The 26,570-nt window shown below is 68.6% G+C and carries 26 protein-coding genes; 12 read left to right on the top strand and 14 right to left on the bottom strand.

Features of this window, described 5'->3' with window-relative positions; translation table 11 throughout:
- From era to parC, 5 genes are all read left to right on the top strand, one after another.
- On the top strand, positions 1–802 hold an 802-nt coding region (gene era / locus Q8Q88_RS07050; RefSeq protein WP_305674493.1), incomplete at its 5' end, for a GTPase Era.
- A gap of 18 nt (positions 803–820) precedes the next feature.
- Entirely contained in the window at positions 821–1,633 is an 813-nt protein-coding gene (locus tag Q8Q88_RS07045; protein WP_305674492.1) for an arylamine N-acetyltransferase, read from the top strand.
- A complete protein-coding gene (recO, locus tag Q8Q88_RS07040) occupies positions 1,633–2,364 on the top strand; it encodes a DNA repair protein RecO (protein WP_305674491.1) in 732 nt (243 codons plus the stop codon). Before Q8Q88_RS07045 ends, recO begins: the two co-directional genes overlap by 1 nt.
- A gap of 214 nt (positions 2,365–2,578) precedes the next feature.
- Positions 2,579–3,193, top strand: coding sequence for a LysE family translocator (locus tag Q8Q88_RS07035; protein ID WP_305674490.1), 615 nt, complete (start codon positions 2,579–2,581; stop codon positions 3,191–3,193).
- Between the two features lie 74 nt (positions 3,194–3,267).
- Positions 3,268–5,517 carry a DNA topoisomerase IV subunit A gene (gene parC / locus Q8Q88_RS07030; protein WP_305674489.1) on the top strand — a complete coding sequence of 750 codons (2,250 nt, stop codon included), beginning with the start codon at positions 3,268–3,270 and terminating at the stop codon, positions 5,515–5,517.
- On the opposite strand, the gene Q8Q88_RS07025 is transcribed toward parC, so the two are convergent.
- Complete coding sequence (locus Q8Q88_RS07025; protein WP_305674488.1) at positions 5,504–5,995, bottom strand: AAA family ATPase; 492 nt, start codon at positions 5,993–5,995, stop codon at positions 5,504–5,506. The two genes, parC and Q8Q88_RS07025, sit on opposite strands and share 14 nt — an antisense overlap.
- Before the next feature lie 140 nt (positions 5,996–6,135).
- Positions 6,136–6,510, bottom strand: coding sequence for a response regulator (locus Q8Q88_RS07020; protein ID WP_305674487.1), 375 nt, complete (start codon positions 6,508–6,510; stop codon positions 6,136–6,138).
- Between the two features lie 231 nt (positions 6,511–6,741).
- On the opposite strand from Q8Q88_RS07020, the gene Q8Q88_RS07015 reads away from it, so the two are divergent.
- A complete protein-coding gene (locus Q8Q88_RS07015) occupies positions 6,742–8,073 on the top strand; it encodes a serine hydrolase (protein ID WP_305674486.1) in 1,332 nt (443 codons plus the stop codon).
- A 13-nt stretch (positions 8,074–8,086) separates the two neighbouring features.
- On the opposite strand, the gene Q8Q88_RS07010 is transcribed toward Q8Q88_RS07015, so the two are convergent.
- Positions 8,087–8,689 carry a hypothetical protein gene (locus Q8Q88_RS07010; protein ID WP_305674485.1) on the bottom strand — a complete coding sequence of 201 codons (603 nt, stop codon included), beginning with the start codon at positions 8,687–8,689 and terminating at the stop codon, positions 8,087–8,089.
- A 158-nt stretch (positions 8,690–8,847) separates the two neighbouring features.
- Between Q8Q88_RS07010 and aspS the strand changes: the two genes are divergently transcribed.
- Complete coding sequence (aspS, locus tag Q8Q88_RS07005) at positions 8,848–10,626, top strand: aspartate--tRNA ligase (RefSeq protein WP_305674484.1); 1,779 nt, start codon at positions 8,848–8,850, stop codon at positions 10,624–10,626.
- A gap of 18 nt (positions 10,627–10,644) precedes the next feature.
- Here the strand turns inward: aspS and Q8Q88_RS07000 are convergent, their stop codons facing one another.
- From Q8Q88_RS07000 to Q8Q88_RS06990, 3 genes are all read right to left on the bottom strand, one after another.
- The gene (locus Q8Q88_RS07000) at positions 10,645–11,553 is read right to left on the bottom strand and encodes a pentapeptide repeat-containing protein (RefSeq protein WP_305674483.1); all 909 of its coding nucleotides are present in this window, start codon (positions 11,551–11,553) and stop codon (positions 10,645–10,647) included.
- A 77-nt stretch (positions 11,554–11,630) separates the two neighbouring features.
- Positions 11,631–12,119: a pentapeptide repeat-containing protein gene (locus Q8Q88_RS06995; RefSeq protein ID WP_305674482.1), complete on the bottom strand. Its 489-nt coding sequence runs from the start codon at positions 12,117–12,119 to the stop codon at positions 11,631–11,633.
- Between the two features lie 83 nt (positions 12,120–12,202).
- Positions 12,203–14,716: a ribonucleotide reductase gene (locus tag Q8Q88_RS06990; protein WP_305674481.1), complete on the bottom strand. Its 2,514-nt coding sequence runs from the start codon at positions 14,714–14,716 to the stop codon at positions 12,203–12,205.
- Between the two features lie 171 nt (positions 14,717–14,887).
- Here Q8Q88_RS06990 and Q8Q88_RS06985 point away from each other — a divergent pair, with 171 nt between their 5' ends.
- Complete coding sequence (locus Q8Q88_RS06985) at positions 14,888–15,283, top strand: NADH:ubiquinone oxidoreductase subunit NDUFA12 (protein ID WP_305674480.1); 396 nt, start codon at positions 14,888–14,890, stop codon at positions 15,281–15,283.
- A gap of 2 nt (positions 15,284–15,285) precedes the next feature.
- Positions 15,286–15,918 (top strand): DUF2155 domain-containing protein, encoded by a 633-nt coding sequence (locus tag Q8Q88_RS06980; RefSeq protein ID WP_305674479.1) that lies wholly within the window; start codon positions 15,286–15,288, stop codon positions 15,916–15,918.
- Here the strand turns inward: Q8Q88_RS06980 and aat are convergent.
- Genes aat through Q8Q88_RS06960 form a run of 4 tightly spaced genes read right to left on the bottom strand, consistent with a single transcriptional unit; the run spans position 15,858 to position 18,840 of the window.
- Entirely contained in the window at positions 15,858–16,508 is a 651-nt protein-coding gene (aat, locus tag Q8Q88_RS06975; RefSeq protein WP_305674478.1) for a leucyl/phenylalanyl-tRNA--protein transferase, read from the bottom strand. The genes Q8Q88_RS06980 and aat overlap by 61 nt on opposite strands.
- A gap of 28 nt (positions 16,509–16,536) precedes the next feature.
- The gene (gene accC, locus Q8Q88_RS06970; protein ID WP_305674477.1) at positions 16,537–17,886 is read right to left on the bottom strand and encodes an acetyl-CoA carboxylase biotin carboxylase subunit; all 1,350 of its coding nucleotides are present in this window, start codon (positions 17,884–17,886) and stop codon (positions 16,537–16,539) included.
- A gap of 4 nt (positions 17,887–17,890) precedes the next feature.
- Positions 17,891–18,376 carry an acetyl-CoA carboxylase biotin carboxyl carrier protein gene (gene accB, locus Q8Q88_RS06965; protein ID WP_305674476.1) on the bottom strand — a complete coding sequence of 162 codons (486 nt, stop codon included), beginning with the start codon at positions 18,374–18,376 and terminating at the stop codon, positions 17,891–17,893.
- A gap of 26 nt (positions 18,377–18,402) precedes the next feature.
- Positions 18,403–18,840, bottom strand: coding sequence for a type II 3-dehydroquinate dehydratase (locus tag Q8Q88_RS06960; protein ID WP_305674475.1), 438 nt, complete (start codon positions 18,838–18,840; stop codon positions 18,403–18,405).
- A gap of 87 nt (positions 18,841–18,927) precedes the next feature.
- Here Q8Q88_RS06960 and thiS point away from each other — a divergent pair, with 87 nt between their 5' ends.
- Genes thiS through Q8Q88_RS06945 form a run of 3 tightly spaced genes read left to right on the top strand, consistent with a single transcriptional unit; the run spans position 18,928 to position 20,718 of the window.
- Positions 18,928–19,128: a sulfur carrier protein ThiS gene (thiS, locus tag Q8Q88_RS06955; RefSeq protein WP_305674474.1), complete on the top strand. Its 201-nt coding sequence runs from the start codon at positions 18,928–18,930 to the stop codon at positions 19,126–19,128.
- A 1-nt stretch (position 19,129) separates the two neighbouring features.
- Positions 19,130–19,918 (top strand): thiazole synthase, encoded by a 789-nt coding sequence (locus tag Q8Q88_RS06950; protein WP_305674473.1) that lies wholly within the window; start codon positions 19,130–19,132, stop codon positions 19,916–19,918.
- The gene (locus Q8Q88_RS06945; RefSeq protein ID WP_305674472.1) at positions 19,918–20,718 is read left to right on the top strand and encodes an SDR family oxidoreductase; all 801 of its coding nucleotides are present in this window, start codon (positions 19,918–19,920) and stop codon (positions 20,716–20,718) included. The genes Q8Q88_RS06950 and Q8Q88_RS06945 overlap by 1 nt, the downstream gene beginning before the upstream one ends.
- Here the strand turns inward: Q8Q88_RS06945 and Q8Q88_RS06940 are convergent.
- The 4 genes from Q8Q88_RS06940 to Q8Q88_RS06925 form a co-directional block, all read right to left on the bottom strand.
- Positions 20,715–22,262, bottom strand: a complete 1,548-nt coding sequence (locus Q8Q88_RS06940) for an FAD-dependent oxidoreductase (protein WP_305674471.1) — start codon at positions 22,260–22,262, stop codon at positions 20,715–20,717. The genes Q8Q88_RS06945 and Q8Q88_RS06940 overlap by 4 nt on opposite strands.
- A gap of 143 nt (positions 22,263–22,405) precedes the next feature.
- Positions 22,406–23,152: a DsbA family protein gene (locus Q8Q88_RS06935; protein ID WP_371129826.1), complete on the bottom strand. Its 747-nt coding sequence runs from the start codon at positions 23,150–23,152 to the stop codon at positions 22,406–22,408.
- Between the two features lie 41 nt (positions 23,153–23,193).
- On the bottom strand, positions 23,194–24,600 hold the full coding sequence (locus Q8Q88_RS06930) for a M48 family metalloprotease (RefSeq protein ID WP_305674469.1): 1,407 nt from the start codon (positions 24,598–24,600) through the stop codon (positions 23,194–23,196).
- A gap of 97 nt (positions 24,601–24,697) precedes the next feature.
- The coding region (locus tag Q8Q88_RS06925) for a ribonuclease E/G (RefSeq protein ID WP_305674468.1) at positions 24,698–26,570 on the bottom strand (1,873 nt) is incomplete at its 5' end.

The following is a 26,570-nucleotide window of genomic DNA, read 5'->3' as shown; positions in this document are numbered from 1 at the left end:
GGGCGTGGCCATGGCCGGCGAGGCCCAGATCATCCTGGTCGACACCCCCGGCATCTTCGCGCCGCGCCGCCGGCTGGACCGGGCCATGGTCCGCTCGGCCTGGGGCGGGGCCCAGGAGGCCGACTGCATCGTCCACCTGGTCGACTCCGTGGCCGAGCTGGCCGCGGCCGAGCCGGGCGCCAAGTCGGCCGACAAGCGCTCGGCCATCGACGTGGAGTCGATCGTCGAGGGGCTGAAGGCCGCCGGCAAAAAGGCCATACTGGCGCTCAACAAGATCGACGGCATGCGCCGCGACCGCCTGTTGGGCCTGTCGCAGCGCCTGTTCGACACCGGGGTCTATTCCGAGGTCTTCATGATCTCCGCCGCCGACGGCCAAGGGGTCGACGACCTGAAGGCCCGGCTGGCCGAGCTGATGCCCGAGGGCCACTGGCTCTATCCGGAGGAGCAGACCGCCGACCTGCCGGCGCGCCTGCTGGCCGCCGAGATCACCCGCGAGAAGCTGTTCCTGCGGGTCCATGAGGAGCTGCCCTATGCCGCGGCGGTGGAGACCACCGCCTTCGAGGAGCGCAAGGACGGCTCCGTGCGCATCGAGCAGCAAATCTATGTGGAGCGCGAGAGCCAGCGCCCGATCATCCTGGGCAAGAACGGCCAGACCCTGAAATGGATCGGCCAGAAATCCCGGGAGGAGCTGATCGAGCTGCTGGACCGGCCGGTCCACCTGTTCATCCATGTGAAGGTCGATGAGCGCTGGGCCGACAAGCGCGAATTCTACGGCGATGTGGGCCTGGATTTCGACGCCTGAGCTTCATGGGTGAGCGCGATGACTGATCTCACCGCCTATTTCGCCCGCATCGGCTACGACGGCCCGCGCGAACCGACGCTCGACGTCCTGCGCGCGCTGCTGGAGCTGCATCCCGCCTCGATCCCGTTCGAAGCCATCGACGTGCTGCTGGACCGCGGGGTCGACCTGACGCCGGAGGTCATCGACGCCAAGCTGATCGGCGCCGGGCGCGGCGGCTATTGCTACGAGCAGAATAGCCTCCTCAAGCGGGTGCTGACCGAGCTCGGCTTCCAGGTCGAGGGCCTGATCGCCCGGGTCCGGTGGCAGCGTCCGCTCGACGCCCCCCTGCGCCAGCGGACCCACATGGTGCTGCGCGTCACCATCGACGGCGAGGCCTGGCTCTGCGACGTGGGCTTCGGCAGCTGCGTGCCCACCGCGCCCCTGCGCTTCGCCGAGCGCGGGCCGCAGCCGACGGCGCACGAGACCTACCGGCTGTCGCAGGTCGGCGACGACGTCTTGATGGAGGCCCTACTCGGCGAGGACTGGGCGCCGGTCTACCAGATCCCGCCCGACATCCAGCTCGACCAGGACTACGAGCTGAACAACTGGTTCTCGTCGACCCATCCCAGCTCGCATTTCCGCCACCTGCTGATCGTCTGCAAGACCACGCCCCGGGCGCGCTACGTCCTGCGCGACAACCGCCTGACCGTGCGGGCCGGCGACGGGGCGATGGAGCGCCGCGACCTGAGCCTGGACGAGCTCGAGGCGGAGCTGGCCGCGACCTTCGGCCTGCCGGTGGCGTCGGACTGGCGCCCGGTGCTGGCGCGCGCCGTCGCCGCGGCCGCCCCCTGATGGAATTCGAGGACGACGCCTATGTCCTCTCGGCCCGCGCCCATGGCGAGACGGGGGCCATCGTCGAACTGCTGACCGCGCGGCACGGCAAGTACGTCGCTCACGTGGCCGGCGGCGCCTCGCGACGGATGAAGCCGTTCCTGCAGGCCGGGGCGCGGGTGATCCTGCAATACCGCTCGCGGATGTCCGATCAGCTCGGCTCGGCGGCCCTGGAGCCGGTGGGCGAGGGGCCTTCGGTGCTGTTCGACGATCCCCTGGCGTTGGCGGGGCTCTCGGCCGCCGCCGCCGTGGCCGCCGCGGCCCTGCCGGAGCGCGAGCCCCACCCTGGCGCCTTCCTGGCCTTCGAGGCCCTGTCCCAGTCGCTGCTCGCGCCAGACATCTGGCCGGCCATCTTCGTGCGCTTCGAAGCGGGCCTGCTGCAGGACCTGGGCTTCGGCCTCGACCTCTCCAAGTGCGCCTCCACCGGGGCGGTGGACGACCTGATCTATGTCAGTCCGCGCACCGGCCGGGCCGTCTGCCGCGCGGCGGGCGAGCCCTACAAGGACCGCCTGCTGGCCCTGCCGCCGTTCATGCTGTCGTCCCAGGGCGGTTTATCGGAGGGCGACATCCGCGCCGGCCTCGACCTGACGGCCCACTTCCTGGAGCTATTTGTCTTCGGTCCCCTGAACCGGCCGCTACCGCCGGCCCGCGTGTGGCTGGTGGACCGGCTCAACGAGGCGCAACGGCTCTAGCCGAGGGATAGATTGGCGGGCGAAGCGCGGCTATCCTGGCCCCATGGTCCGCACCTACCAGCAGCAGGTCTCCCAACAACGTCGCCAAGGCGGCGGGGCGGAGCTGTGCGTGCGGATGACGGCCTAGCCGAACCGCCAAGGCCATCAGCGACCAAAGACCCCGCCGACCCCGTCGGCGGGGTCTTTTGCTCTCCCAACCTTCGAAGAGACCAACATGGACGCTCTGCCCCTCTATCTGAAATCCGTCGGCGTCGGCCTGGCGGTCGCCGCCCCCGTCGGTCCCATGAGCCTGCTCTGCGTGCGCCGGACCCTGACCCGCGGCTGGGGGCAGGGGATCGCCACCGGGGCCGGCATCGCAGTGGGCGACGCGATCTTCGCGGGCGTCGCGGCGCTGGGCCTCGCGGGGGTTTCGGCCTTCATGCTGGCGCACCAGAAGTCACTGCACCTGGCCGCGGGCCTGTTCCTGATCTGGCTGGGCCTGAAGGCCTTCCGCCGCAAGCCGGAGGCGCAAGCGGCTGTGCGGCCGGATGGCGCGCCGCTGGCGATCTTCGCCGGTTCGGTGCTGCTGACCCTGACCAATCCACCGACCATCGTAATGTTCGCCGCGATCTTCGCGGCCTTGGCGCCAGCGGACGGCTTCTCGGCGCCGGGCGCGGTCCTGACCGTGGCCGGGGTCTTCGCGGGCTCGATGCTGTGGTGGTGCGGTCTGGTCGGGGCCATGGCGCTCAGCCGGCGCGCCATCGGACCCACGGCGCGCAGATGGATCGACCGGGTCTCCGGGGCGATCCTGATGCTGTTCGGGGTGGCCGAACTGAAGAGATCGCTGTGAAGAGTCTTTCCGTCGCGGGGACGGCGCGCGCGCGGGCCGCTAGAAGGGACGGAACTCCTTAGGTCCGATTCGACATGACAGTTCTCACCCAGCCGCCCGGCGACGGGGACGGCGCCCGCATCATCGACGAGCCCCTGACCGAGGCCCTGTCGCGGCGTTATCTCGCCTATGCGCTCTCCGTGATCACCGACCGGGCCCTGCCCGACGTGCGCGACGGCCTGAAGCCCGTGCAGCGCCGCGTGCTCTACGCCATGCGTGAGATGCGCCTCAATCCCGAGAACGCGGCGCGCAAGTGCGCCAAGGTCGTCGGCGAAGTGATGGGCGGCTATCACCCGCACGGGGACCAGTCGATCTACGACACCCTGGTGCGCATGGCTCAGGAGTTCTCCCAGCGCTATCCGCTGGTCGACGGCCAGGGCAACTTCGGCAATATCGACGGGGATAACCCCGCCGCCATGCGCTACACCGAGGCCAAGCTGACCGCCGCGGCCATGCTGCTGCTGGACGGCATCGACGAGGACGCCGTCGACTTCAAGCCCACCTATGACAGCCAGGACGAAGAGCCCGTCGTCCTGCCCACCGGCTTCCCGAACCTGTTGGCCAACGGCTCCAGCGGCATCGCCGTGGGCATGGCCACCTCGATCCCGCCGCACAACGCCGCCGAGCTGATCGACGCCTGCCTGCTGCTGCTGGACAATCCCGAGGCCTCCACCGAGCAATTGGCTGAGCACGTCCTGGGGCCGGACTTCCCGACCGGCGGGGTCATCGTCGAGCCCAAGGCCTCGATGATCGAGACCTACGCCACCGGTCGGGGCGGGGTGCGGGTGCGCGCGCGCTGGGAAAAGGAAGACGGCGGTCGCGGGACCTATCAGATCGTCATCACCGAGATCCCCTACCAAGTGAAGAAGGCCGACCTGGTCGAACAACTCGCCGAGCTGATCGAGAACAAGAAGGCCCCGCTGCTGGGCGACGTGCGCGACGAGAGCGCCGAGGACGTGCGCCTGGTCCTCGAGCCCAAGAGCCGCAATGTCGAGCCCGAGGTGCTGATGGAGAGCCTGTTCAAGCTCTCGGCCCTGGAGACCCGCTTCCCGGTCAATATGAACGTGCTGGACGCCCGCGGTTCGCCCGGTGTCATGGGCCTGCGCCAGGCCCTGCAGGCCTTCCTGGACCACCGCCGCGAAGTGCTGGTGCGCCGCGCCCGGCACCGGCTGGGCAAGATTGAAGCCCGGCTGCACATCCTCGACGGCCTGCTGATCGCCTACCTCAACCTGGACGAGGTGATCCGCATCGTCCGCTACGAGGACGATCCCAAGGCCAAACTGATCGAGGCCTTCGCGCTTAGCGATCTCCAGGCCGACGCCATCCTCAACACCCGCCTGCGCCAGTTGGCCAAGCTGGAGGAGATGGAGCTCCGCCGCGAGCACGCCGAGCTCGCCGAGGAACGCGACGGTCTGATGACCATGCTGGCCTCCGACAAGCAGCAGTGGAAGCTGGTCGGTCACGGCCTGAAGGCCGTGCGCAAGGTCCTGGGTCCCGACACTGAACTGGGCCGCCGCCGCTCGATCTTCGAGGACGCCCCCACGGTCGACGCCGACGCCGCCATCGAGGCGATGATCGTGCGCGAGCCGATCACTGTGATCCTCTCCGACCGCGGCTGGATCCGAGCGGCCAAAGGCAAGGTCGAGGACCCGTCGGAGCTCAAGTACAAGGAAGGCGACAAGCACGGCTTCGTGGTCCCCGCCGAGACCACCGACAAGCTGCTGATCTTCGCCTCAGACGGCCGGTTCTTCACTATCCCCTGCGACAAGCTCCCGTCGGCGCGCGGCCACGGCGAGCCACTGCGGCTGATGCTGGACCTGGACGACAAGACCGCCATCGTCGACGTCTTCCCCCACAGGCCGGGGACCAAGCGGGTGATCGCCTCGAAGGAGGGCTACGGCTTCGTCCTACCCGAGGAGGAAGCCATCTCGTTCCGCCGAGCCGGCAAGCAGGTGCTCAATGCCGGCGCCAAGGGGGCGGCCTTCGCCCTGCCGGCCACCGGGGACCACCTGGGGGTCATCGGCGACAACGGCAAGATCCTGATCTTCCCGATGGCCGAGCTGCCGGAAATGCCACGAGGCAAGGGCGTCAAGCTGCAGTCCTATCGCGAGGGCGGATTGCGCGACGCCATCGTGTTCAAGGCCGAGGAGGGGGCGACCTGGATCGACACCGCCGGCCGCACGCGGGTCTGGGGCGAATGGCGCGACTGGCTGGCCAAGCGGGCTGCGGCCGGCAAGCTGGCGCCCAAGGGCTTCCCGACCAGCAAGCGGTTCAAGCCGAAGTAGGGCGGGCCGCTCGCAGGAGGGCGGCGATTTCCCGATCGTTTCGCAGGCGGACGACGGGCGCATGCAGGCCGTGTTCGGCGCGCGCCGCCTCGATGCGCGGGCGGTTGATGCGGTCGAAGCCCCAGATGAACCGAAGCACCTTTGCAACGTCGCGGGGCCGGTGGTGCTGGCCGGGCTGAAACACGCGCATCGTTGCGCGCCAGGCGCAGGACAGGCGAGGCCGGTCGAGCCAGATCACCAGGTCCGCGCGCGGCAGGCGGATGTCGAAGGTCGCCAGGGCGAAATTCCCGTCGCTGACCCAGGCCTCGCTGGCGTGGGCCTCGGTCAGCATCTCGCGAAAGCGCCCAAGGTTGTCCTTCCCGAGATGCTCCCAAATCTCGTCCAGGCAGATGACGGGCGCGGCGATCCGCCTAGCCAGCTGGCGCGCCAGGGTGGTCTTGCCGCTGCCGGCGCAGCCGAGGATGATGATGCGGTTCAAGGCGGCCCCGGGCCTGAATTGAGGTCGCCAGTCTAACCCAGGCCTTCGTCGTGTCCTGCCTAACCGCTCGTCGCCACAGCGAGGGCGGCGGCCAGGAAGAAGCCCGCGAGATCCAGGGCCGGGGCGGCTCGGCAGAGCGCTCAGACCGCCTCGAGCCGGATCGCGCGATTCAACGCCGCGACGATCTGGTGGGGCGGGCAGGGTTTGGACAGGAAGGTCGAGTCGGCGACCCCCTCCAACGAATGCCGCGCGGCGGCGGTCCCGGAGATATAGATGATCGGCAGGTCAGGATAGGCGGCGCGGGCGCGGCGCGCGACCTCGAACCCATCGGCCCCGGGCCCAAGGTCGATGTCTGTCACCAGGCCGGACAGACGACCACCAGTGGAGATGGCCTCGAACGCAGCGGAAGAGCAATAGGTCGTCACCACCGTGAAGTCTGCTTTGCGAAGGATTTCGCAGATATCGAGATTGCATATGAAGTCGTCGTCGACAAATATTATAGTAGGGTTTGGCATATCTGCGTTCTCGCTTCGATGACACAACCATCGAGATCGAAAATGTTTCCGTTCAACCAACATATATTTCATTATGCTGAACACACTCACGTTTATTTCGACCTATATCTGAACACGATCCGCGCTTCGCGCGCGACCTGAGGTCGAGTCGAAGCGAGGTTTCGAGGCTGGTCCGCCTTGCCGCCCGCGGGGTAAGCTCGGCGCAACAAGAAAAATCCGGGGGGAAACATCATGACGCGCCGCGTCCATCTTCTTGCGACCGCCCTCGCCGTCGCGACGCTCAGCCTCACGACCGCGCCGGGCGTCCACGCCCAGGCGCGCGCCCCGGCCCTGGCCGCCGCCGCCAGCCCCGAATCGGTGGGCTTCGACTCCCAGCGGCTGAAGAAACTGGACGCCGCCATGGCCAAGGCCGTGGCCGACGGACGGGTGGTGGGAATGCAGACCCTGCTGGCCCGTCACGGCAAGGTCGTGGCGACTAACACCTATGGCAAGATGAGCGCGGCCACCGGCCAGCCGATGCAGAAGGACGCCATTTTCCGCATCTATTCCATGACCAAGCCGATCACCGGCGTGGCCATGATGATCCTGTTCGAGGAGGGCCGCTGGCGGCTGGACGACCCGGTCACCAAGTTCTTGCCCGAGCTGAAGGACCTGAAGGTCTGGAAGGGCCTCGACAGCAAGGGTCAGCCGACCCTGGCGCCGGTCCGGCGCGCGCCCACCATGCGCGAGCTGATGAGCCACACGGCGGGCTTCGGCTATGGCCTGTCGGACCGCCACCCGGTGGACAAGATGTACCAGGAGCAGCAGGTGCTGGGCTCCAACGGCCTGCAGGACCTGACCACCAAGGTGGCCGGCCTGCCGCTGCTGTTCCAGCCCGGAGAGCGCTGGTCCTACAGCGTCGCCGTCGATCTGCAGGGCGCGATCATCGAGCGGCTGTCGGGCCAGACCCTGGGCCAGTTCATGGACAGCCGCATCTTCAAACCCCTGAAGATGACCGACACCGCCTTCATGGTTCCTGCCGACAAGGTCCCGCGCTTGGCCGCCGTTTACGGCGAGGATCCCAAGACCAAGCAGATTGTCGAGGCCGTGGTCAGTCCGGACAATCCCCAGGTGCAGGACTTCACCAAGCCGCCGCCCTTCGAATCCGGCGGAGGCGGCCTGGTCGGCGCCACGGCCGACTACGCACGCTTCGCCCAGATGATGGCCAATGGCGGCGAGCTGGACGGAGCGCGGATCCTGTCGCCGGCCTCGGTGGAGATGATGGGGACCAACCAGATCCCCGCCGCCGCCCTGGTGACCTCCAACGGCTCAGCGGCGTCGTTCTTCAACGAGTCGATCGGCTTCGGCCTCGACGTCATGGTCGTCGATGATCCGCGCCGGGCCGGCACTCTGGAAGGCAAGGGGACCATGAGCTGGGGCGGGGCGGCCGGGACCTGGTTCTGGGTCGATCCCACCAACGACGTGATCTTCGTCGGCATGGTCCAGCAGTATAGCGGCACGGGCGACCTGGGCGGCCTGTCGCGGACCCTGGTCTACCAGGCCCTGGTCGATCCCGCGAAGTAACCGACCGGTCGGGCTATTTGTCGTTGTAGGCGACCTTGGGAGCGGCGCAGGATTTCGTCTCTTCTGGCCCTGGCGCACTGCTGTCACGGATCCAGCACTCGTGCAGGACCGAGCAATAGCAGATGCGCGCGGTCAACTCTGGCAGCACCTTGCGAAGGCGATCCATCTGACCGGCCGATAGGCCGTCGGCCTTGGCCAGGAAGAACACGATCGTCTCCTTGGCCGGCAGGACGCGGTCGCTGACGGACGAGTTCATATACTTAGCGCGTTCTTCCCCGTCGCCTTGGCAGCAGGCGTCCAACAGCGCCCGGCCATTCTCGATCGCGCGGCCGCCGTGGAAAATCTCGAAGCTCTCGATCTTGGCCGGCCCCACGCCCGAGTTCATCACGAACAGGCTGACGCCCGGCGCGCCGTTTGCGTCGCGGCTGCTGAACGCGAAGTCGACGTAGGGCCAGGTCGTCGCCTCGACCATCTGTTCCATGGTCTTGCCGTGGTGGACGGCCACGAACAGCGAGATCACCGAGATGGTGATCGCCGAGACGCCCAGCACGATATCCAACCAGCGGCGGCCGGTGTGGTGATGGTGGTGATGCTCTAGGTCGGGACCCGGGTCCATCCGCGACTCGTCGGTTGAGGTCGGCAGGCGCCGGGAAGGCCGATTTGTCACCGGGTTTCGGGAACGGTCAAGCCGCCAAGACGCGCGGCTCGCCTTGACTTTCGGGGGCCTACATGCGCCCTTCCGCGCCTCGATTTTCAGAGCCCAAGCGACTCCAAATGCACGCCTACCGCAGCCATACCGCGGGCGCCTTGCGCGCCGCCGACACGGGCCAGACCGTCCGACTTTCGGGCTGGATCCACCGTAAGCGCGACCATGGCGGTCTGGTCTTCATCGACCTGCGCGACCACTACGGCCTGACCCAGCTTGTCATCAGCCCGGAGACCCCCGGCTTCGACGTCATCGAGCGCTTGCGCGCCGAGAGTGTGATCCGGGTGGATGGCGAGGTGGTCGCCCGTTCGGCTGAGACCATCAACGCCAACCTGCCGACCGGCGAGGTTGAGGTGCGGGTGCGCACGGTCGAGGTGCTGTCGGAAGCCGCCGAGCTGCCGCTGCCGGTGTTTGGAGAGCCCGACTATCCCGAAGAGATCCGGCTGAAGCACCGCTATCTCGACCTGCGTCGCGAGACCCTGCACAAGAACATCGTCCTGCGCTCGAAGGTCATCCACTCGATCCGCAACCGCATGATCGGCCAGGGCTTCCTCGAGTACCAGACGCCGATCCTGACGGCCTCGTCGCCGGAGGGCGCGCGCGACTTCCTGGTGCCCTCGCGGCTGCATCCGACCAAGTTCTACGCGCTGCCCCAGGCGCCGCAGCAGTTCAAGCAGCTGCTGATGGTCTCGGGCTTCGACCGCTATTTCCAGATCGCGCCCTGCTTCCGGGACGAGGATCTGCGCGCCGACCGCAGCCTGGAATTCTACCAGCTCGACGTCGAGATGAGCTTCGTGACGCAGGAAGACGTGTTCGCGGCCATCGAGCCGGTGATGCACGGCGTCTTCGAGGAGTTCGCCGACGGCAAGCCGGTGACGCCCTATCCGTTCCCGCGCATCCCGTACCGGGAGAGCATGCAGAAGTACGGCACGGACAAGCCCGACACCCGCAATCCGCTGATCATGCAGGACGTGTCCGAGCGGTTCCGTGGCGGCGGCTTCGGCCTGTTCGCCCGCATCCTCGAGGACGCTAAGAACGCCGTCTGGGCCATCCCGGCGCCGAAGGGCGGGAGCCGCGCCTTCTGCGACCGCATGAACAGCTGGGCCCAGGGCGAGGGCCAGCCAGGCCTCGGCTACATCTTCTGGAGCGAGGACCAGGGCGGCTGGGGCGGCCCGATCGCCAAGAACCTCGGCCCGGACGCCACCGGCGCGGTCATGGGCCAGCTCGGTCTGGGGCAGGGCGACGCCGCATTCTTCGTAGCCGGCGATCCGAAGGTGTTCGCCAAGTTCGCCGGCAATGCGCGGACCAAGGTTGGAACCGACCTGAAGCTGGTGGACGAGAACCGCTTCGAGTTCGTCTGGATCGTCGACTTCCCGATGTTCGAATGGAACGAGGACGAAAAGCGGGTCGACTTCTCGCACAACCCCTTCTCGATGCCGCAGGGCGAGATGGAGGCCCTGCTGACCCAGGATCCGCTGTCGATCCTGGCCTATCAGTACGACATCGTCTGCAACGGCTATGAGCTGTGCTCCGGCGCGATCCGGAACCACCGTCCGGAGCTGATGCTGAAGGCCTTCGAGGTTGCGGGCTATGGCTCCAACGTGGTCGAGGAGCAGTTCGGCGGCATGCTGAACGCCTTCCGCCACGGCGCGCCGCCGCACGGGGGCTTGGCGCCCGGCATCGACCGGATCGTCATGCTGCTGGCCGGCCAGACCGCCATCCGCGAGGTGATCGCCTTCCCGCTGAACCAGCAAGGCCAGGACCTGCTGATGAACGCCCCGTCGGAAGTCGAGGAGCGTCAGCTCAAGGAACTGCACATCCGGCTCGCGCCGCCGATCAAGGTCTGACGGCGCGGGCGGAGACGCTTAGTCGTTCGCGACGATATAGCGGGGCGCGGGCGGCGCCGGGGGAACCGCTGGCATGGCCTTTACGGCCGGAACCGGTGCGTGATGGGCGCCGACGAAGCGGATCTTGCGGCTGCACGACCGCGCGGTCAGGCCTGCGGGTAGCTTGGTCGAGGCGTCGCCACAGGCTTCGTCGATCTGATCCTGGTTGAGCCCCCGGGCGCGAGAGAGGTCGGTTCCAATGATATGGGTGTGACGTAGGCTGGCGTCGCGGAAGTCGGCGCCAGCGAAGGTGGCGCCAATCAGGTTGGCGCCGTCGAGGTCGGCGTCGCGGAACGAGACCTCGTCGAACCGCCCGCCGACCATGGTCGCGCCGGACAGCTCCGCGTCGCGGAAGCTGGCGCCGCGGGCGTCGGCCTTGGCCAGGTTCACGCCGTTCATGGCCGCGGCCTGGAAGCGGCCGGACGAGATGTTGGCCTTGGCGAAGTTGGAGCCGACGGCCTCGGAATCTCGCATGTCGACGCGGGTCATGTTGGCCGAGGCGAAGTTCACGCCCTTGGCTTCCACCGAGCGCATCCGCGCGTCGACCAGGACAGCGGAGGCGAAGTTGGCGCCGACCATCTCGGATTCGGAGAGATCGGCGCGCGACAGGTCCGCGCCGGCGAAATTGGCCCCGAAGAACCGAGCGTCGCGCAGGTCCGAGCCGACCAGGGCCGAGCCGGAGAAATTCGCGCCCATGAACTGCGCGCCGTTGAGCTTGCGACCAGAGAGCTCGCAGCGGCTGCAGGCGCCGCCGAAGGAGACCATCCGGGCCACGTCCTTGTCACCAATGGCGGCGCTGGCGAGGCCGGGCGCGAAGGCGGTGGTGGCGGCGATCGCGGCCAGCAGGGCGGCGAACCGGGGCGTCAGGGGTCGGGTATTGCGATCCATGGCCTGATGATGTGCCTGTACAACCCGCGAGAGGCTACTTAATTCGCGGTAATTCTCAGCGACTTAGCGAACCGTTCTCAACAAGCTGGGATCCGCAGGCCCGGCGGCAGACCGGTCGAGGGATCGCCGCACGCTCGATTGAGTTGAGCTTGCGACAGGCCTTTGGCGCCGTTCAGGCTGGCGCCGGAAAAATTGGTCCCCTCCAGCTTCGCACCGGTGAAATTCGACCCCACCAGATAGGCGCCCACGAAGTTGGCGTGGGTGAGGTCGGCGCCGGTGAAGTTGCCGCCGGACAGCACCGCCCCATAGGCCTCGACGTCGCGCAGGTCGGCTCCGGCGAAGTTGGTGCGGTTCATGACCGCCAGCGACATATCCGACTGGCGCAGGCGCGCGCCGGCGAAACTGCGGCCCTGGACCTCAAGGCCGGTGAAGTCGGCCTGGAAGAGATTGCACTTGGGGCAGCTTGCGCCGCGCTGGGCCTGGGCGATCTGGCCGCTGTTCTGGGCGGCCGCGGGAACGGCCGCCACGAGGAGGGCCAAGCCCAACATAACTACCGGCGGTTTCATGACGGTCTCCGACCCGATGACCGTCAAGGTCTACAGGCCAAGCTTTAAGACCTGATTGATCGTGAACGCGGTTGACCCACCCTCTAGCCGGTCATGTCCCCGCCGTGGCCGTCCGCCCGCACCCCGCAGGTCTCGCAGATCAGGCTGGCGCCCTTGCGCACCACGGCCACGTCGCCGCAGGCGGCGCAGACATCGGCCTCGAGCGCGTTCGGCGGTTGGCCGCGTTCCTTGGCCGAGGGCAGGAAGACCAGGTTGTCGGGAGCCGCGCCGCGGGCGAAGCCGCGGGAGATGAAGTGGCTGGCGGGCTGGGGTTCACCGGCGTGCTCCTCGGCGTCGTCCAGCTTGCCGCGTCCCAGGCCGTCGGCGTTGAGCTCCCCCGGATCGGCGTTGGCGAGGTCGTCGCGGGCCAGATAGGACACGCCCAGTTCCCGGAAGATGTAGTCGAGGATCGACGTCGCCGAGCGTACCGAGTCGTTGCCGGTGACGGGACCGGCGGGCTCGAATCGCGTGAACACGAAGGCGTCGACGAACTCCTCCAGCGGCACGCCGTACTGCAGGCCGATGGAGATGCCGATGGCGAAGTTGTTCATCAGCGATCGGAAGGCCGCGCCTTCCTTGTGCATGTCGATGAAGATCTCGCCCAGCTCGCCGTCGTCATACTCGCCGGTGTGCAGATAGACCTTATGGCCGCCCACGGCCGCCTTCTGGATATAGCCCTTGCGGCGGTCGGGCAGCTTGCGGCGGGTGCGGTCGCGCTCGACGATGCGCTCGACGATCCGTTCCGGGGCCGGGCGCTCCTTGGCGTCGGGACCAAAGTCGCGGGCGGCGCGTGGCGGCGGCTCGGAGGCCCTGGGCAGGTCCAGCGACAGATCGGCGGGGGCCGGAGCGCGGCGGACCCGGATCGCGACCACGCCGGCGCGGGCCGCGGCGCTCATCAGGGCGCGGGCGTCGGTGGGGGTGGTGTCCCACTCCAACTCCAGGTCCGGCATGGCGGGGGCCGACAGGGTCGGCTGGATGGCCGCCAGCAGGGCGAAATAGGGCGCGGGGCCCAGGTCGTCGGCGGTGCGGAACACCGCCTGTTGGGCGGGGGTCAGGAATTCGGCCTCGGCCAGGGCGCCGGAGCCCAGGGCGTACTCCTCGGCCTGCGCCACCTCGGCGTCGGTGAAGCCCGCGAGCTTCAGGACGTCGAACGAGGGATCGGCCAGATCGGCGTCGGTGGCGCCCAGCACGTCGCAGAGGAAGCCGGCGTCTATGGCGGCGAACGCGTCGGATAGCCGCGTGGCGAAGGGCAGGGCGGCCTCGGCCGCGGCGATCTCGTGATCGGTGAAGCCCTTGGCGCGCAGGGCCGCGTGGCTCACCCCCGGGGCTTCGGAGAGGTCCAGGCGGCCCAGCAGATGCGCCCGGGCCTGGGCGATGTCGCCGCCGAGGACGGTGAGGCCCTGCAGGCTCGCCTCCGACAGCACGCGGGCGATGGCGCCGTCCTCCGTCTCGGCGACGGTGATCGGCCCGAGCCAAGGCGCGGCCGAGGCGCCAGCCCCGCCAAGCCGCAGGGCCAACTCCGGATCGTCGAACACCGCCAGGCCGCCATTCAGCTTGGCGCCGCTGGAGATCAGGGCCGAGCTGGCGCGGCGATAGAGCTCCTGGGCCGCGCTGCGTCCGGCCGGCGAATCATAGGCGAGCCCCTGGGCCACCAGCCAGTCGGCCACTCCCGCGAGGCCAAGCGCCGCGGGCCGATCATCGGCCGCCGTGGCCAGGGCCACCCCCAGCAGCGCCACGGCCGCGTCGAAACCCGGAGCGTCGAAATCCTGTCCGGCTCCGAAGGCCAGCACATTGAGCGCCCCGCGCACCCCGCCCCAGCCGCGCGCCACGGCCTGGCCAGCCTCGGCGGAGAAGACCGCGGCCACCGCGCCGGTCTCCCAGGCGGCGACGGCGAGGCGCGGATCGGGCTCCTCGCCCGTCACGCAGACCAGCTCCAGGCCGTCGACGTCGCTGAACACCGGCTCGAGCGCCGACCAGTCGTGCTCGCCCGCCCTGGCCAGGGCGACGGCGTCCAGGATCATGGCGTCGGTGGCGCCGGCCGCGCGGGCGGTCTCGGCGGCGCGGGCCAGGCTGGCGTTGGCGCGGACGTCGGCGCAGGCGGCGGCGTCGCCCTCGCAGCGCAGGATGGCGTCCATGACCGCCTGCAGCCGGGTGGTGAGCTCGCGCATGGCCGCCCGAGCCATGGCGCGGCCGCGATGTTCGGCCCGCAGGGTGACCAGGGCGCCGGCGAACTCGCCGTCGGCGGCCTGGACCAGCGGCATGCGTTGCCCGAGCCGGGGCGCGGAGATGGCCATCTGGCCCGAGAGCATGGCCGCGCCCAGGTCGCGCCGGAATCCGCCGCGCGAGCGGGCCGAATCGAACAGGCCGGCCACATCGCCGCGCTGGACCAGGTCCTCGGCGTAGCGGAAGAGGGCGGCGGGAAGGTCGGAGGTCTCGTCCAGCCAGTCGAGCCAGGCCTCGACCCGCGCGTCGGTCCAGGAGGCGGGCGCCAGCACCTCGGCGACGCTCGCGGCGCGCTCCAGAAGCCGTCGCTCGATCCTCGCCGTCTCGCTACGCATGCATGGTTCTCCCAAGCCGCGAGTCTAGGGAGAGCCGCCTTGCCGAGCAACAGATGTTGTGGTCGCGGTCGCGACCATCCCCAACATATTGCGACGCTTGGGTCGCTGGACGCCTGGGGGCCCGGGACCTATAGTCCGCCCGCTTCGTAGCTCTGTCCGGAACTCCCAAACGTGCTCAAAGATATCTTCACCTGGTGGAACGGCGCGACCATCGGCATCCGGTTCACCGTGGGCCGCCGCGGCGTCTTCATCGGCCAGGACGAGAACGGCAACAAATATTACGAAGCCAAGGACACCAAGGATTCCTATGACGGCCGCAAGCGCCGCTGGGTGATCTTCGACGGCTATGCCGAGGCCTCGAAGGTCTCGCCCGACTGGCACGGCTGGCTGCACCACACCTTCGAGGAGCCCCCGACCCTCGAGCCGCTGAAGCGCCAGGCCTGGGAGCGGGATCACATCCCCAACCTGACCGGCACGGTCCACGCCTGGCGGCCCAAGGGCTCCATCGCCCGTGGCGGCGAGCGCCAGAAGGCGACCGGCGACTACGAGGCCTGGCGGCCGGAATAGTCATGGCGCGGCGTTCGATCTTCGCGGGCCTTGCGGCCCTGGGCGCGGTCGCCGTGGCCGGGATCGTCGTGGCCCAGCCCGCGCCGGCCCCGCCGCCCGTCCAGCCTCCGCCGCTGGCCGTGCCGTCGCCGAACCCCGACGCCGCGCCCGCCGAGGAGGCGCCGCCGGTCCAGGTCGTCGCCCCGCCGCCGATCGTCACGCCGCCCATCGAGGCCGCCGAGGTGGCCCCCGCGCCGCCACCCAAGGCCCAGGTCGCGGCCAAGCCGGCGGAAGCCGCCATCAAGCGCACGCGCTACGACGTGGCGGTGATCCAGGCCCTGGACAAGGTGACCGCCGAATCCATGCGCTTCGAGGCTGCGGTCGGAAAACCCGTGCGCTACAAGAACCTGGTGTTCACGGTGAAGGCCTGCGAGCGCTCGGCCGAGGATGAGGCGGTTGAGGACTCCATGGTCCACCTGACTGTGGAATCCCAGCCGCGCCCTGCGCCCGGCAAGCCGGTCCCGGCCCCACGCCAAGCCTTCCGGGGCTGGATGTACGCCGCCTCGCCGGGGCTGAACCCGCTGGAGCATCCGGTCTACGACGCCTGGCTGATCACCTGCAGAGCCGCGGCGCCGCCGCCCACAGCGCTGCGCTGAAACTCGGCCTCGCGCCCCAGGGCGCGGCCCAGCCTGCGGCGGTATTCCGCGCGCGGGATCTCCTCGGCGCCGAACTGGGTCAGGTGCTCGGTCATGAACTGGGCGTCCAGCAGCACGAAGCCGTCGGCGATCAGCCGCGCCACCAGATGCGCCAAGGCCACCTTCGAGGCGTCGGTGGCCCGTGAGAACATGCTCTCGCCGAAGAAGGCGCCCGCCAGCGACACGCCATAGAGACCGCCGACCAACCGGCCGTCTTTCCAGCACTCGACGGAGTGCGCGTGGCCTAACTCGAACAGATCGCCGTAGAGGCGCTCGATCACCCCGTTGATCCAGGTCTCCGTCCGGCCCGGCGTGGCCGCGGCGCATAGCTCGACCACCTGGCTGAAGGCGGCGTCGATACGAATCTCGAACGGCTCGGCGCGGATGGTGCGGGCCAGTCGGCGCGAGACGTGGAAGCCGGCCAACGGCAGGACACCGCGCTTCTCGGGATCGATCAAGAAGACCCGGTCGTCCTCCCGGGCGTCGGCCATGGGAAAGACGCCGCGCGCGTAGCAGTCCAGCAGCTCTTGCGCCCCGAACCGCCCGCTCACGGCTGACGGCCTGTGGCGCGCGGGGGGGCTACGCCTCTGACTGGGCTTTCATCCATCGTTCCAGCCAGTGGATGTCGTACTTGCCGGCCAGGATGTCGGGCTGCTGCAGCAGGTCCTGGAACAGCGGGATCGAGGTCTCGATGCCGCCGACCACCATCTCGCCCAGGCAACGGTTGAGGCGGGCGATGCATTCCTCGCGGTCGCGGCCGTGGACGATGAGCTTGCCCACCAGGCTGTCGTAGTAGGGCGGGATCGTGTAGCCGGCGTAGAGGGCGCTATCGAGCCGCACGCCCAGGCCGCCTGGGGCGTGGAAGTCGGTGACCAGGCCCGGCGAGGGGACGAAGGTCTTCGGGTTCTCGGCGTTGATGCGGCACTCGATGGCGTGGCCCTCGAAGACCACGTCCTCCTGCTTGAACGACAGGGGCATGCCGGCGGCGATGCGGATCTGCTCTCGGACCAGGTCGATGCCGGTGATGGCCTCGGTGACCGGATGCTCGACCTGCAGGCGGGTGTTCATCTCGATGAAGAAGAACTCGCCGTTCTCGTACAGGAACTCGATGGTGCCGACACCCAGATAGCCGATGGCCTTGACCGCATCGACCACCACCTTGCCGATCTTGGCGCGGGCCGCGGCGTCGATGACCGGGGAGGGGGCTTCTTCCAGCACCTTCTGGTGGCGGCGCTGCAGGGAGCAGTCGCGTTCGCCCAGGTGGCAGACATTGCCAAAGCTGTCGGCGATCACCTGCAGCTCGATATGGCGCGGGGTCTGGAGATAGCGCTCCATATAGACCGCGTCATCGCCAAAGGCCGCGCGAGCCTCGGCGCGGGCGGTGGAGACCGCCTCGTAGAGCTCGTCCTGGTTCTGGGCGACCTTCATGCCGCGACCGCCGCCGCCGGCGGCGGCCTTGATCAGGACAGGGAAGCCGATTTCCTTGGCGGCGGCGAAGGCCTCTTCCTCGGTGGTCACGGCGCCATCGGAGCCGGGCACCACGGGGATGCCCGCGTCCTTTACCGCCTGCTTGGCGGTGATCTTGTCGCCCATCATCTTGATGTGCTCGGCCTTGGGGCCGATGAAGGTGAAGCCGTGGGCGGTGACGATCTCGGCGAAGCGGGCGTTTTCCGAAAGAAAACCGTAGCCTGGATGGATCGCCTGGGCCCCGGTGATCTCCGCCGCGGCGATGATCGAGGGGATGTTCAGATAGGATTTGGCCGCCGGGGCCGGGCCGATGCAGACGCTTTCGTCGGCCAGCCGCACCCACATGGCGCCGGCGTCGGCCTCGGAATGGACCGCCACCGTGGAGATGCCCATTTCCTTGCAGGCCCGGTGGACCCGCAGGGCGATCTCGCCGCGATTGGCGATGAGGATTTTCTCGAACATCGTCCTACTCGACGACGACGAGCGGCTCGCCGAACTCGACCGGCTGCCCATCCTCGACGAGGATCTCCACCACCTTGCCGGCCTTGGTCGCCGGGATGGGGTTCATGGTCTTCATCGCCTCGACGATCATCAGGGTTTGGCCGATGGCGACGGCGTCGCCCACCTTGATGAACGGCGGCGCGTCCGGCTGGGGCTGCAGGTAGATGGTGCCGACCATCGGAGAGTTGATGGTGTCGGCCTTGCTGCGCGTTTCCGCCGCAGGGACGGGAGCGGTCTCGGCGGCCGGAGCCGCCGCGGGGGCCGCATGGGCCTGCTGCACGGGCGGCGCGTAGTGGATCGGCGCCGACGTCAGGGTCTTGGCGACGCGAATCTTCAGTCCGTCACGCTCGACTTCGATTTCCGAGAGGCCGGTGTCCGTGAGGATGTCGGCCAGTTTGCGCACCAGACGCGCGTCGATCGGATCGGCAGGAGCCTTGGGACTGCTAGCCATATGAAAATCCTTAACTTGGTTGAGACCTAGCGGACGAGGCCCGCGGCGGCCTCGACGGCCAGTTCATAGCTCGCCCCGCCGAAGCCGGAGACCACTCCGGTCGCGGCCAGCGAGACATAGGTTTCGCGGCGGAACGCCTCGCGCGCCGCCGGGTTCGAGAGGTGGCACTCGATGACCGGAATATCCAGCGTTTTCAAGGCGTCCAGCAGGGCGACGGAGGTGTGGCCGTAACCCGCCGGATTGATCACCAGGGCGCAGGCCTCGATCCGGGCCTCCTGGACCCAGTCGATCAGCTCGCCTTCGTGGTTGGATTGCCGGAAGACGATGGCATGACCTAGAGCGCCCGCACGTCGCTCGCACCGGGTGCGGACGTCGTCCAGGGTCTCTTTTCCGTAAATCTCCGGCTCTCGGACCCCCAGGAGGTTGAGGTTCGGTCCGCTAAGCACATAGATCGGTTTCGACATTCGGCTCCGCCGTCGATTCCGCCGTCTTGTAACGGTCGGCGGCGGGGGTCACAAGCATTCGGCGATTTGGCGCTTCACGAGGTCGTCATGACTTTGACTATCAACGGCGAGGAACGGGCCTTCGGAGGCCTGTCCAGCATCGCCGCCCTGGTGGCGGAACTGGGCCTTGACGCGCGTAAGGTGGCGGTGGAACGCAACCTGGAAATCGTGCCGCGCTCGGCCTATGGCGCCACCGCGCTCGCCGACGGCGACCGTATCGAGATCGTGCATTTTATCGGAGGCGGCTGACATGGACGGGTCGGTTCACAACCAGGACACTTGGACGGTCGCGGGCCGCACCTTCACCTCGCGGCTGATCGTGGGCACCGGCAAGTACAAGGATTATGCGGAAAACGCCGCGGCCGCCGAGGCCGCCGGCGCGGAGATCGTCACCGTGGCCCTGCGCCGGGTGAACCTCAGCGATCCCAGCCAGCCCATGCTGGTCGACCACGTGAAGCCCGATCGCTTCACCTTCCTGCCCAACACCGCCGGCTGCTTCACGGGCGAGGAGGCGGTGCGCACCCTGCGCCTGGCGCGCGAGGCCGGAGGCTGGGACCTGGTGAAGCTTGAGGTGTTGTCGGATCCCAACCTGCTCTATCCGGACATGGAAGAGACCCTGCGGGCCCTGAAGATGCTGATCGCCGAGGGCTTTCAGGTGATGGTCTATTGCACCGACGACCCGGTGTTCGCGCGCAAGCTGGAAGACGCCGGCGCCGCGGCCATCATGCCCCTGGCCGCCCCCATCGGCTCGGGCCTGGGCATCCTCAATGCGGTGAACCTCAAGATCATCATCGACCAAACCAAGGTCCCGGTGTTGGTGGATGCGGGTCTTGGCACCGCGTCCGACGCGACCTTGGCCATGGAGCTCGGCTGCGACGCGGTGCTAATGAACACCGCCATCTCCAACGCCAAGGACCCGATCCGCATGGCGCGGGCCATGAAACACGCGGTGATCGCTGGCCGTGAGGCCTATCTGGCCGGTCGCATGCCCAAGAAGGTGTTCGGTGAGGCGTCCTCGCCCGCGGCGGGCCTGATCTGATGAGCCTGGCGAACGGACGCAAGTCGATCTTCATCACCGGCGCGGCCTCGGGCATGGGCCGCGAGACCGCCAGGCTATTCGCGGGCAAGGGCTGGTTCGTCGGCGGCTACGACGTCAACGGGGCGGGCCTGACGGCGCTGGAGGCCGAGCTGGGGGCCGGAAGTTGCGTGGTCCGCACGCTCGACGTCACCGACCGCGAGGACTACCGCGCCGCCCTGGCGGCGTTCGGCGAGGCCACGGGGGGCCAGATGGACATACTGTTCAATAACGCCGGCATCGGCCGGGGCGGACCCTTCGCGGATCAGCCGTTCGAGGACGTGATCGCCGTCGTCCAGGTCAACCTGATGGGGGTGCTGATCGGCATCCACGAGGGGATCGGCCTGCTGAAGGCGACGCCCAATTCGCTCTGCTTCACCACCTCGTCGTCCTCGGCCACCTTCGGCATGCCGGGGATCGCGGTCTATTCGGCCACCAAGCACGCTGTGAAGGGTCTGTCGGAGGCCCTGTCGGTGGAGTTCAAAGCCTATGGCGTGCGGGTCGCCGACGTCCTGCCGGGCCTGATCGACACCCCGATCCTGCCCCCCGAGGCGGTGGCCAACGCGCCCAAGGAAGGCCTGTTCCGCGCCATCCCGCCGATCGAGGTCGCCAAGGTGGTGTGGGAGGCCTACCACGCCGACACCCTGCACTGGTACGTGCCGCCGGAGCTGGTGGAGATGGACAAGATGGCCACCGCCGCGCCCGAGGCCATGCGCGAGCAGATAGCGGCCGGCGGGCTGTTCAACCGGCCAGCGGACGACTAGGGCGTCTGGACGACGCCTTCGCGCAGGGCGGCCCTGGTCTTGGAGCCGGTCACGGCGACCTTCAGCATGTCGGCTTCCGGCTCCAGACCGATGGCGCGCATCAGGGTCTCGCGGTCCGGGCCGGGCTTGGGCGGATAGGCCGCGGCCTTTTGCTGGCGGCCGGCGACCCAATAGCCCAGGACCTTGGCCAGGTTGCCAGGCTTCTTCAGCCAGGCAGAGGGATGCTCCAGCATGTGGAAGCCACGCAGCGCCTGGCGCAGGAGCTGGGTGTCGGAGCGGATGGCGATGCTCACCCCATCCTCCATGAAGCTCTTCAACACGCGGCCTTTCAGGCTGGGTCGGAATCCGGGGGTCAAGGTCTGCTGCGCCCGCTTGATGGCTGAACGGTCCTGGTCGCGCATCGTGGTGTAGTAGGGCCGCAGCTCGCGGGTGACCCGCTCCTGGAAGTCGACCATCCGCACCACCGGATCGTCGGTCTCCACAAGCACGTCGCGCAACAGATAGGCCCCGACGGCGGCGAAGGAGCAGCCCCGGCCATAGAGCGGATTGGTGCGGATCAGGCTATCGCCCACGGCGAAATAGCCGATGACCGCCGGGGCGCCATCCTTGGCCAGGTCGCGCCAGCGGCTGTTCAGCTCGCCCATGCCGAACACTCGGCTGACGCCCTGGGCGGTCGCCGGGTCGATCCAGGGAACCAGGCCTGGCATCCGCCCGCAGATGGCGTCGAACACCTCCGGGGCGACGATCGCCTTACGCAGCTCCATCTCGATCTCGGGCACGCACAGGGTGATGGAGAAGCAGCCGTTGTCGGCCGGGAACACCCCGAACTTCAGGAAGCCGAGGTCGCCGGTGCCCGGCGCCTTGCCGCGCGGCGGCTCACTCACCCCGGGCAGCAGCCGGTAGTGGCGGGTGAAGTAGAGGATGCCACAGGTCTCGGTCTCCTCGACAATCGGCGCCCCGGCCTCGACCAGCTGTTCGATCCCCGATGACGTGCGGCCCCCGGCGTCGATCACCAGGTCGCCGATCACGTCGCGCGGCCCGGCCGCATCGACGACGGACACCCCCACCACCCGCAGACCCTGGGGGTCGTGCTGCACCAGCAGCTTGCGCACGAAGGTCTCCGAGGCCACGCGCACATTGGGCCAGCGCTCCACATAGCGGCGCATGACCAGCTCCAGGGTGGTGCGGCGGCTGGTCAGCACCACCAGGTCGCGGTCGACGGCTTCGGGCCGATAGTCGGCCTTGTGCAGGTCGGTGAGCATGCTCTCGAAGCCGATCTCGCGGCAGCCGGCGCTCAATAGGTCGGCCAGCAGTCGCGGATGCTCGTCGCGGATCAGGGTGCGCAGCCTGGCCAGGAAGGCGTGGCTGTGGCGCAGGTGGCCGACGCCGCGGCGGCTCCAGTCGTCAAAGGCGGTGTCGGGATCACCCTTGGGCGGCGGCGGGTCGCGCTCGAGAATCACGATGTCGCGCCCGGTCGGCGCCAGCGCCAGCGCGGCGCACAGCCCAGCGATTCCCGACCCGATCACCAGCACGCGTTCGTGCATTCTGCGTCCTGGCCTCCGTCTCGACGGACTGGCGCTTAAGCGTAGAATCAAGCCTAGCCGCGCCGCGCCGCGCCGGAAAGCCTGACGTAGGGGAGGCGCCCGCGTTGTAGACCCGCAGACGGCCCGCTCCGCTGGCGGCGGGCCTAGCCCGTGGGGGCGTCGACCTTGGCCTGGTTGATGGTCTTCAGGCTGGCAGTCTTGGCCTCGGCGATCGCCGCGCGCAGGCCGGCCATGTCCGCGCCGGAGATCATCCGGTCGCCCACGATGAAGGCCGGGGTGCCGTCGATGCCGAGGTTTCCGGCCAGGGCGCGGGTGTCGGCCAGGTGCTTCATCACCGCCGCGCCTTCGCCGTCGGCCTTGGCCACCGTCGGATCGACGCCGGCGGCGCGCAGGTGGCGGTAGATGCTGTCCTCGCTGAGCGCCTTTTCGCCCATGAAGGCGCGGTGGAGCTCGAGCGTCTTGGGCTTGGCCTTGGACGAGAGGATCACCTGGGCGGCCACGGCCGACTCGCGGCTCAGGATCGGGAATTCCTTGAAGACGAACCGGACATCGGGGTTCTCCTCGATCAGCTTCAGGACCTCCGGAGCGCTGACCTTGCAGTAGCCGCAGCGGTAGTCGAAGAACTCCACCACGGTGATCTTGCCGTTCGGATTGGCCACGAAGTCCCGCGGGTCGCGCTCCAGGGCGTCACGGTGCTTGACCAGGCCCACCTTGGCGACGTTGGCCGCCTCGACCTGCTTCTTCTCCTGCAGTTTCTGGACCGCTTCCTCGATCACCTCGGGATGTTCCAGCAGATAGGCGCGGACCTTCTGGCCGAAGGCGGCGTCCTCGGCCTTCTGGCAGGCGGTGAGCGACAGGAGGGCGGCGAGCGCCACGGCGGTGCGGAACATCGGGGTCATCCTGCGGAAATAGGCGATCGGCCGGCCAGGCGCTAGCGCGTGGAGCTGCGGACGATCGAGCCTTCCCTGGCAAGATCTTTCAGGTCGTCCTTGCTGGGCTTGGAGGTGAGCACGATGTCGGTGGCCCGCCGCCACTCCGGGGTGTCCTTGGTCAGCTTCTCTCGGGCGCGCATGGCGAAGACCCGCGCCTGTTGAGCGTCGCCGAGCGCGAAGTGGTACTCGCCGGTCGCCAGGCGGGCCAGGCCCTCCTTGCCCTGCTTGTCATAGGCCTGGGCCAGCAGCCGCCAGGCCACGGCGTTGTCGTCTTCCTGGGTGAGCGCCTTGCGCAGCTCGGCCGCGCCTTCCTCGATCTTGGCCGGTTCGTCCAGGGCGATCAGGGTCTGGCCCAGATTGACCCGCAGAAGAGGCGCGTCCGGCTTCAGTTCGACCGACCTGCGCTGGGGCTGCTCGGCCTCCTTGGCGCGGCCGAACTCAAACAGCACCTGGCCCTTGAGCTCCCAGAGGTAGGGGTTCTTGGGCTGCTCGATCAGCAAGGCGTCGATCAGCTTCAGCGACTGATCGGGCTGCTTCATCTGGTAGTAGGCGATCGAGCGAGCGTAGCGCGCGGCGTAGCTCGTGTCCTTCTCACCGTACTTCACGATGGCCGTAGTCGGGTTGAGGAACCCGTCCAGCTTGGCCTTCATGACCTTGTGCTCTTCGATCGCCTCAGGCGTGTCGACCTTGTCGTAGCTGGCGTTCTGCGCCACCCGGTGACGAAGGGAGTCGATCCGCGACGACGAAAGGGGATGGGACCGGAAGTAGGCGAACCGGCGCGCCTCCTGGAACACTTCCTGGTAGCGGAACTTGTCGAAGAAGTCGGCCAGGCCCTTGCCCGAAATTCCAGCCCGCTCGAGCATCGCCGCGCCGGCCTGGTCGGTCCGGCTCTCCTGCTCGCGGCTGTAGCCCATCGCGCCCAGGGTGCCGAAATAGCTCGCGCTGCCCACCAGGCCGGCGGCCGCGTCGGGGGCGCCGGCCAGGGCCGCCAGGACACCCAGTCCCATGGTCAGCAGGAAGGGCCTCATGCCCGCCGAGCTCATCTCTCCCGAACGCGCCGAGTGGCCGGCGGCCAGGTGGCCGACCTCGTGGGCGATGACGCCCTGAAGCTGGTTCGGATTGTCGGATTCCAGGATCAGGCCGGTGAAGACGGCCATGGTGCTGGGCGCGGCGAAGGCGTTCAGCTCCTTCGAGCCGATCAGCAGGATCTCGATGGATTTCGAGTCGACGCCCGCCGCCTTGAACAGGGGCTCGGAGTCCTTGCGTAGAATCTCCTCGATCTCGGTATCGCGGATCAGGGCGATGCCCTCATCCTGGGCGCGGGCGGGCGCGGCGGGAAGCGCGATGCTGAAGGCGACGGTCGCCGCCAGGGCGAGGCGGGAAAAAGGACGGGCAGGGGAGACCATGCCGAACAAACTCCTAGCGCCCCTCGCCAAACCGTTGGTCGAAGCCTAGCGCGCTTTCGGGCCGAGTGGAAACCGGGCCCGAAAGCGCATTTAGGGGCTAGCCCCGTCGCCACCAGCCCTTGCGGGCCGCCGCCGGCGGCTTGGCGGTGATTTCGGCGGGATCCGGCTCGCGGACGGCCACCACCGTGGGGGCTGGAGCCGGCGCCGGCGCTGGAGCAGGTTCCGGCTCGGGTTGGGCGGCGGCTTCCGGCGCGGGCTCCACGACCGCTTCGGCCGCCGCGGCCTCGGCGGCGACGGAGGCCTTGGTGCGGCGGGCGCGCGGCTTCTTCACCGGCGCTTCCTCAACGGCCGGAGCGAGTTCGGGCTCGGGCTCGACCTCGACAACCGGCTCGGCGACGGGCGCTTCAGCCTCGACGACGCTCTCGCCGTCCTCGCCACGACCGCGTCCGCGGCCTCGGCGCGAGCGGGTCTTCTTCGGCTTGTCGTCGACGGCGGGCAGCTCGACCCAGACATCGACATCCGGACCGTTGATCACCGGCTGCACCTGCGAGGCCGGCGCGGCGGCGACCGGACGTTCGTCATTGGCGGCCACTGGCGCACGCGGCGTCGGAATGTCTTCCGCCGGATCGTGCCAGACGAACGGGTCGTCGCCATAGGGCACCCACGGGCGCGTCCAGGAGAACACGTCGGTCGGACGCCCGTCGTCGCGCATCCGGCGACCGCCCCGGCGGCCACGGCGGCGACGCCGGCCACCCTGGCCGTCGTCCTCGGTGTCGGAACCGGCGGCTTCGGCCGCAGCGGGAACCGCGGCGGCCGCGGGGCGATCGGCGGCCTCGCGCGGCTCGCCATCGCGGCGACCGCGACGCCGCCGGCGGCGACCGCGGCGCTGACCGCGATCGTCATCGCCGTCTTCGGCGTCCTGCAGGCGATGCTCGGCCTCATCGTCGTCGGTGGCCTCGCGCTCGATCGCCTCTTCGTCCTCGTCCTCGTCCTCGTCCTCGAGCTCTTCTTCGTCTTCGTCTTCGTAGGTTTCGTCGGCGAGATCCTCGTCGACCGGCTGGTAGGCCTGGATCGGGGCGCGGCTGATCAGGGCCTGGTGTTCAGGCCGCGTTTCGCTGGAGGTCCGCTCGATCTCATGGTCGGCGTGGGCCAGGGCGTCGTCGATCACGATGGTGATGAACAGGCCCAGGCTCTCATGGACGCGCGCCAGGTGGTTGCGCTTCTCATTGAGGATATAGAGGCCGACCGCGCGCGGGACCTTCAGGGTCGCCTCGCCGCCGCCCTTCAGGGCCTCGATCTCCAGGGCGCGTAGCGCGGTGAGGGCGCTGGACTCCACCGTACGCACGCGTCCGGCGCCGCCGCAGTGTTCGCAGACGTGGGTGGTGCCTTCCAGCACGCCGGAGCGGCGGCGCTGGCGGCTGATCTCCATCAGGCCGAAGGAGCTGATCTTGCCCATCTGGACGCGGGCGCGGTCGTCCTTCAGCGAGTCCTTCAGCTTCTTCTCGACCGCGCGGTTGTTCTTCGACTCATCCATGTCGATGAAGTCGATGACGATCAGGCCGGCCAGGTCGCGCAGGCGCAGTTGGCGAGCGGCCTCCTCGGCCGCCTCCATGTTGGTCTTGAGCGCGGTGGCCTCGATATTCCGCTCGCGGGTGGCGCGGCCGGAGTTCACGTCGACGGCGACCAGGGCCTCGGTCTGGTTGATCACCAGGTAGCCGCCGGACTTCAGCGGCACGACCGGCGAATAGATCTGGCTGAGGTGGTCCTCGATCCGGTACTTCACGAACAGCGGCATCGGCTCGCGATAGGGCTGAACCTTCTTGGCCTGGGACGGCATCAGCATGCGCATGAACTCGCGCGCTTCCTTGAAGCCGGCCTCGCCCTCGACCCAGACCTCGTCGATGTCCTTGTCGTAGAGGTCGCGGATCGTCCGCTTCACCAGGTCCTCTTCCTCATAGATGAGGGCGGGG

The sequence above is a fragment of the Phenylobacterium sp. genome (assembly GCF_030697925.1).
GTDB lineage: Bacteria > Pseudomonadota > Alphaproteobacteria > Caulobacterales > Caulobacteraceae > Phenylobacterium.
The sequence above is the reverse complement of the archived record's forward strand: the minus strand, read 5'-3'. Positions and strand labels throughout refer to the sequence as shown.

Bases quoted from the DNA above. Each gene is read 5' to 3' on its own strand.
- Q8Q88_RS07045 (WP_305674492.1), top strand. From the start codon at position 821: ATGACTGATCTCACCGCCTATTTCGCCCGCATCGGCTACGACGGCCCG.
- recO (WP_305674491.1), top strand. From the start codon at position 1,633: ATGGAATTCGAGGACGACGCCTATGTCCTCTCGGCCCGCGCCCATGGC.
- Q8Q88_RS07035 (WP_305674490.1), top strand. From the start codon at position 2,579: ATGGACGCTCTGCCCCTCTATCTGAAATCCGTCGGCGTCGGCCTGGCG.
- parC (WP_305674489.1), top strand. From the start codon at position 3,268: ATGACAGTTCTCACCCAGCCGCCCGGCGACGGGGACGGCGCCCGCATC.
- Q8Q88_RS07020 (WP_305674487.1), bottom strand. From the start codon at position 6,510: ATGCCAAACCCTACTATAATATTTGTCGACGACGACTTCATATGCAAT.
- Q8Q88_RS07015 (WP_305674486.1), top strand. From the start codon at position 6,742: ATGACGCGCCGCGTCCATCTTCTTGCGACCGCCCTCGCCGTCGCGACG.
- Q8Q88_RS07010 (WP_305674485.1), bottom strand. From the start codon at position 8,689: ATGGACCCGGGTCCCGACCTAGAGCATCACCACCATCACCACACCGGC.
- aspS (WP_305674484.1), top strand. From the start codon at position 8,848: ATGCACGCCTACCGCAGCCATACCGCGGGCGCCTTGCGCGCCGCCGAC.
- Q8Q88_RS07000 (WP_305674483.1), bottom strand. From the start codon at position 11,553: ATGGATCGCAATACCCGACCCCTGACGCCCCGGTTCGCCGCCCTGCTG.
- Q8Q88_RS06995 (WP_305674482.1), bottom strand. From the start codon at position 12,119: ATGAAACCGCCGGTAGTTATGTTGGGCTTGGCCCTCCTCGTGGCGGCC.
- Q8Q88_RS06990 (WP_305674481.1), bottom strand. From the start codon at position 14,716: ATGCGTAGCGAGACGGCGAGGATCGAGCGACGGCTTCTGGAGCGCGCC.
- Q8Q88_RS06980 (WP_305674479.1), top strand. From the start codon at position 15,286: ATGGCGCGGCGTTCGATCTTCGCGGGCCTTGCGGCCCTGGGCGCGGTC.
- accC (WP_305674477.1), bottom strand. From the start codon at position 17,886: ATGTTCGAGAAAATCCTCATCGCCAATCGCGGCGAGATCGCCCTGCGG.
- accB (WP_305674476.1), bottom strand. From the start codon at position 18,376: ATGGCTAGCAGTCCCAAGGCTCCTGCCGATCCGATCGACGCGCGTCTG.
- Q8Q88_RS06960 (WP_305674475.1), bottom strand. From the start codon at position 18,840: ATGTCGAAACCGATCTATGTGCTTAGCGGACCGAACCTCAACCTCCTG.
- thiS (WP_305674474.1), top strand. From the start codon at position 18,928: ATGACTTTGACTATCAACGGCGAGGAACGGGCCTTCGGAGGCCTGTCC.
- Q8Q88_RS06950 (WP_305674473.1), top strand. From the start codon at position 19,130: ATGGACGGGTCGGTTCACAACCAGGACACTTGGACGGTCGCGGGCCGC.
- Q8Q88_RS06945 (WP_305674472.1), top strand. From the start codon at position 19,918: ATGAGCCTGGCGAACGGACGCAAGTCGATCTTCATCACCGGCGCGGCC.
- Q8Q88_RS06940 (WP_305674471.1), bottom strand. From the start codon at position 22,262: ATGCACGAACGCGTGCTGGTGATCGGGTCGGGAATCGCTGGGCTGTGC.
- Q8Q88_RS06935 (WP_371129826.1), bottom strand. From the start codon at position 23,152: ATGTTCCGCACCGCCGTGGCGCTCGCCGCCCTCCTGTCGCTCACCGCC.
- Q8Q88_RS06930 (WP_305674469.1), bottom strand. From the start codon at position 24,600: ATGGTCTCCCCTGCCCGTCCTTTTTCCCGCCTCGCCCTGGCGGCGACC.